This is a genomic window from Gardnerella sp. 30-4 (assembly GCF_001641215.1).
In the GTDB taxonomy this organism is placed as follows: Bacteria; Actinomycetota; Actinomycetes; order Actinomycetales; family Bifidobacteriaceae; genus Bifidobacterium; species Bifidobacterium leopoldii.
In genome coordinates, this window is record NZ_LXJL01000027.1 from 1 (window position 1) to 5,025 (window position 5,025).

Here is a 5,025-nt window from a genome sequence, read left to right on the forward strand (position 1 = left end):
GTATTTAAAATTATTTTAAGAAAGAGAGCTAATTATGGCAGAATTAGACGAACGTTTTACAAAGTTTTTGCTTGATTCAGGTGCGCTTAAATTTGGTGACTTTACGCTGAAATCTGGTCGTCAATCACCTTATTTTATTAACGCTGGTGCTTTTGACGACGGCATGAAAATCGCAAATCTAGGCGCATACTACGCTGAGCGCGTTGTTGCAGCAATCGAAGATGGCAAACTTCCGCAAGATATCGACACTGTTTTCGGCCCTGCTTATAAGGGTATTCCGCTGGCAGTTTCTACGGCAATGGCTTTGACGAATAATCATAATATGCCTGTTGGTTTTACTTTCGATCGCAAAGAGCGAAAGGATCATGGCGACGGCGGAATTATGGTTGGAAAACCGTTAAAAGACGGCATGAAAGTTCTGTTAGTTGACGACGTGATGACTGCTGGAACTGCAGTTCGCGAAACTTTGCCAAAGCTTAAAGCGGAAGCAAATGTGCAAGTTGTTGGCTTGATTTTGGCAGTAGACAGAATGGAACGCACGAAAGACAGTAAGCTTTCTGCAGTAAAAGCAGTAGAGCAGGAGTTTGGATTCCCAGTTTTGCCAATTGCAAATGTGCGCGAAATTTTCGCTGCAGCAAAGCGTTTAGTTAATGCTGACGGTAAGCCAGTTATGGATGAGGAATTAGCTTCGCGCGCTGCAGATTACTTGCGTACGTATGGTGCGTAATTATCCTCTACAATTTCGGAACCAAACGGCCACAACGCAAGTTTTGCCATTTTGAAAGATTGTATGCCAAATGGAATGCCAACAATTGTGCAGCAGCAAATGAATCCTGAAACGATATAGCCTAATGCAAGCATTGGTCCAATGAAAAATACAATCCATAGTATGTTCCAAATTGTGCTAGTGCCGCCTTGGTAAATAACGTGTTTTCCAAATGGCGTGAGCGTGAGCTTTGCCATTTTGAATGCTTGAATACCGAATGGTATGCCAATAACGGTTATGCAAAGGAGGAAACTTATAAATAACCAGCTTGCAGCAATGAAAAGACCGCCGAATATCAGCCACACAATATTGCCAAGRAGTTTCATAAAAGTAGTATATAAGTTTTTTAAGTTTTAATGAAGTATGATTTTTGATAAGTGATTTATTGTAAGCGGGTTGTAAAATAATGCGTTGCAATAGATGCATTTGTTTAAAGGAAGAATATGTTCTGCACGCAATGTGGTAATAAAAATGATGATAATAGCAAGTTTTGCAATACTTGCGGAGCGCTTTTAGAAGTTACGTCAACAGTCGAGCCGTCAATCCAAAGTCAACAATACGAATTGCCTACTAACGAAGCGCCTACTACTGTATTTCCTGCGCAGGAAGCTTTATCGGATAATCTAAACGTTTTAGGTTCTCCTATTATGGGTTCTTCGAGTGAACAGCCTTCTATGAATAATTCACCTTACGTACAAGGCGAAGCTCCGGCTAATTATTCTCATTCAGAGGATGATAAGCGCAAGAAGAAAGTAATTATTACTTTAATAACCGCTATTATTGCTTGTGTTTTGGTTATAGGTGCTGGTGCATGGTGGTATGTAAATAGTGCGCGAACAGCTCAATCAAATAATAAAACTGAATTACAATCATCAAAATCAAAGAATAATAAATCTAAGCAGCATGTTCTAACTAATGATGATTTAGATTCAGACGATGAAGATAGTGATACTAGCAGCGATAAGGATAACGCTATTGGTGCGAGTGAAAAGCTCAATACCAAAAAAATCAATAAATTAGTAAGCAATTTTGCTTCAAATAATAGCGTATCTGTAGCGATTTCTGGCAAGAAGGGCATATTGTATGAGTCTTCTAATTCTCGTAAAACATTCCCTGCTGTAGGTTTTTATTTCCCTGTTGTTCTTTATACTAAGGATAATCCACAGCATGATTATGAAGATAAGTGTGAAGATGTTATTAAGGCAATGAGTAATGACTCCGCTAATGAGCTTTTAGATGATCAAGGTGGCATAGACGGATTAGATCAATGGCTGTCAGATAATGGCTATGCAAATACATCTTTTACTCGCAAATATGGTGATGTTGATGCATCGAACGATGGTCACGAAAATCTTACTTCTTCTCATGATGCTGCGATGATGCTTTCAAAAGCTATGCAAAATTCGACTATTGCCAATGCGACGGGTTACGATATTTCTGCTGATGGCGTGAACGTTCCAGACGGCATAGAGGTTATGGCTCATCGTGGTCAAGGAATTAAGAATGTTTATAACTATTTCTTGATTCTTAAGAAGGGCAAGAATAGGATCGGAGTGTCTGTTTTAACAAAAAGTGCAGATAAAGATGACGTTGCTGAATTTGTTTCAAAACTGTTGAATTTGTTGAAAAATAATCTCTAAATATATTAAGTTGACGCTTTGTGGCATAATAAGCAAGGTTTATTTCTTAGCTGCTTAATTTGCAGCCTATTAGCGAAAGAAACGGGTAACTCGTGGCACAGACTACCAATGATATTAAGAATGGATCGGTTTTGAACCTTGATGGTCAGCTTTGGACCGTCGTTAAGTTCCAGCACGTGAAGCCAGGCAAGGGTCCTGCTTTTGTGCGTACCACCATTAAGAACGTGCTCTCGGGCAAGATTGTCGACAAGACTTTTAATGCCGGCATGAAGATGGAGTTCGAGACCGTTGATAACCGCACGTTGCAATATTCATACGAAGATGGCGACAACTTCGTCTTTATGGATATGACCACTTACGACCAGGTTTATATTCCTAAGGTTTTGGTTGGCGAGCAGAGCAAGTATTTGCTTGAAGGCACCGACTGCATCGTAAGCTTCCATGATGGCACTCCTTTGAGCGTTGAGCTTCCAGCTTCCGTGATTTTGACTATTACTCACACTGAGCCAGGCYTGYAAGGCAATCGTTCTAACGCTGGTACTAAGCCTGCAACTGTGGAAACCGGTGCTGAAATCCAGGTTCCACTCTTCGTGGGTGAAGGCGAAAAGGTGAAGGTCGACACTCGTGACGGCTCTTACCTTGGTCGTGAAAACTAAARAATTAATTATYCTTCAGAATATTCGCCGTCTACATCGTCAATTTCGTCAATATTTTCATCTTCAGAAGCAACTGAAGGCATGTAAACAGTTACATAGCGGTGTGGTTCTTCACCATGTGAACGGGAACGCAAACCTTCGTCACGTACAGTATCATGAACAACTTTGCGTTCAAAAGAATTCATTGGCTTCAAATTCACAGGTTCACCAGTTTCACGCACCTCATCAACAGCATCTAACGCAATATCGCGCAAATGCTGGCGCTTACGCTTTAAGAATCCATCTACATCAACTATAAGATGCGAACGATCACCGGTTTTTTGCTGAACAGCAAGACGGCTCAATTGCTGCAAGGCATCGACAACCTCACCATTGCGACCAATTAAATTCTTAATATCAGTGTCATCATCTGCAACAATCTGAATCATTGGGCGATTATTGCGCACACCCATCTCAATATCACCCTCATAATCAGCAATATCGAGTAAGCCTTCTAAATAATCTGCGGCAATATCAGCTTCTTCATTGAGTTGATCAACCGTCCTCTTCTCATCTTGTACCATTAATTACTCCTTATCGTGAGAAAATTCACGTTTTAAAAATTTCTGAAGTCTAGTTTAGCGGATAATAAAGCCAAGTTACTAACTTATTTTAAAGTCATAAAAATGACTTTATATATCCGCAAAATGTATCTAAATATTAGCGCTTTGCCACCTTACGCTTACGTTGCGGCTGCTTGCGTTGGAATCCCTCAATCTCTCTACGCTCAGCTTCTTCACGAGCTTTTTGAAGATTCTCTTCTTCAATAGAAGGCAAACCTTCGCGCTCGCGCCGAGCAGTTTCTTTTTGATAATCACGCTTTTCTTTTTCTTCAGCTGCAGGAGATCCAGGAGTTGGGAATGCATAAACCTGCCAAATTGAACGCAGCATATTTATAACATTGTTTACTAACCAGTAAACCAACATTGCAAACGGCATAGCAAACGCAGAGAAAACGTAAATCAACGGGAATCCCCACATCATGAGCTTTTGTACAGTATATTGGCTACCCTGCTTAGACTCAGGCGGAAGATTCTTACGAATATTATTGAATTGCATGTACCACATTGCAGCACACATAAGTACAACAAATATAACTATAACAATTTTACCTGCGCCAGCAGTTGTCATAAAAGTATCTGCAACACCAACCCCAAATACGCGAGTTTTAACGAATTGCTGTGCTGTTGCAATATCAAAGGCACCAAGAGCTGCATGCTTACCACGAGCAATAAAAGGAATAACGGAAAGCGTATACCAAATACTCATAAATGCAGGACCCTGAATCATCATAGGCAAGCACGAACCAGCAGGATTAGCTTTGTTATCTTGATAAAGCTTCATCATTTCACGCTGCATAGCTTCTTTACTTGCAGGGTCATTTTTACCTTTATATTTCTGCTGTATTTTCTTAACCTTAGGCGCAATAGCTTGCATTTTGCGCATGCCTTTAATGCTTTTAATAAATGCAGGGAAAATGCACGCATGCACAACTAATACCAAGAATACGATGGAAAAAACCCATGAAAAGCCAATTTCATTCATTCCAAGAAGAGTTAATAACTTGTGGAATAATGACATAATTTGAGTCATAAGCCACTCAACTGGCGTCAAGATTTTATAAAACCATCCCAAGAATCCATTATCAAGTATGAAGTTATCTTGATTAAACATTAGTTTTCCTTGTCTTCTTCAGCCAAGGGAGTTAGCCGTGGCTCTTCATGTGCCTTAGACCAAGCACATCTGTAAAAAATTGAATATTTGCGTGGCACATCATCAATACTGCAGCTTGTCCAAGGTCTACAGCGTAGAAGGCGTAATAATGCAAGAATACCACCTCTGAACGTGCCATATCTAGCAATTGCTTCAATAGCATAACGCGAACACGTAGGATCTGTCTCTTATACACATCTCCGAGCCCACG

General features: G+C 40.3%; 6 protein-coding genes and 1 pseudogene. 3 read left to right on the forward strand and 4 right to left on the reverse strand.

Annotated features, from left to right (window positions below; all coding sequences use genetic code 11):
* Nucleotides 1-34 precede the first annotated feature (34 nt).
* Nucleotides 35-727 (forward strand): orotate phosphoribosyltransferase, encoded by a 693-nt coding sequence (gene pyrE, locus A5294_RS02220; RefSeq protein ID WP_064340338.1) that lies wholly within the window; start codon nt 35-37, stop codon nt 725-727.
* Here the strand turns inward: pyrE and A5294_RS02225 are convergent.
* On the reverse strand, nt 703-1,092 hold the full coding sequence (locus A5294_RS02225; RefSeq protein ID WP_004106402.1) for a YccF domain-containing protein: 390 nt from the start codon (nt 1,090-1,092) through the stop codon (nt 703-705). The two genes, pyrE and A5294_RS02225, sit on opposite strands and share 25 nt — an antisense overlap.
* 117 nt (nt 1,093-1,209) lie before the next feature.
* On the opposite strand from A5294_RS02225, the gene A5294_RS02230 reads away from it, so the two are divergent.
* Nucleotides 1,210-2,406, forward strand: a complete 1,197-nt coding sequence (locus tag A5294_RS02230) for a zinc-ribbon domain-containing protein (RefSeq protein WP_004106400.1) — start codon at nt 1,210-1,212, stop codon at nt 2,404-2,406.
* 92 nt (nt 2,407-2,498) lie between these two features.
* Nucleotides 2,499-3,062: an elongation factor P gene (efp, locus tag A5294_RS02235; RefSeq protein ID WP_064340339.1), complete on the forward strand. Its 564-nt coding sequence runs from the start codon at nt 2,499-2,501 to the stop codon at nt 3,060-3,062.
* An 8-nt stretch (nt 3,063-3,070) separates the two neighbouring features.
* Here the strand turns inward: efp and A5294_RS02240 are convergent, their stop codons facing one another.
* From A5294_RS02240 to yidD, 3 genes and pseudogenes are all read right to left on the reverse strand, one after another.
* Nucleotides 3,071-3,625 carry a R3H domain-containing nucleic acid-binding protein gene (locus tag A5294_RS02240; protein WP_064340340.1) on the reverse strand — a complete coding sequence of 185 codons (555 nt, stop codon included), beginning with the start codon at nt 3,623-3,625 and terminating at the stop codon, nt 3,071-3,073.
* A 136-nt stretch (nt 3,626-3,761) separates the two neighbouring features.
* Nucleotides 3,762-4,775 carry a membrane protein insertase YidC gene (gene yidC / locus A5294_RS02245; RefSeq protein ID WP_004106059.1) on the reverse strand — a complete coding sequence of 338 codons (1,014 nt, stop codon included), beginning with the start codon at nt 4,773-4,775 and terminating at the stop codon, nt 3,762-3,764.
* Nucleotides 4,775-4,993, reverse strand: a pseudogene (gene yidD / locus A5294_RS02250) (membrane protein insertion efficiency factor YidD); the annotation flags it as partial. The pseudogene yidD and the gene yidC, both read right to left, overlap by 1 nt.
* Nucleotides 4,994-5,025: the final 32 nt, after the last annotated feature.

Coding starts and splice junctions, on each gene's coding strand:
- pyrE (WP_064340338.1), top strand. CDS start 35: ATGGCAGAATTAGACGAACGTTTTACAAAGTTTTTGCTTGATTCAGGT.
- A5294_RS02230 (WP_004106400.1), top strand. CDS start 1,210: ATGTTCTGCACGCAATGTGGTAATAAAAATGATGATAATAGCAAGTTT.
- yidC (WP_004106059.1), bottom strand. CDS start 4,775: ATGTTTAATCAAGATAACTTCATACTTGATAATGGATTCTTGGGATGG.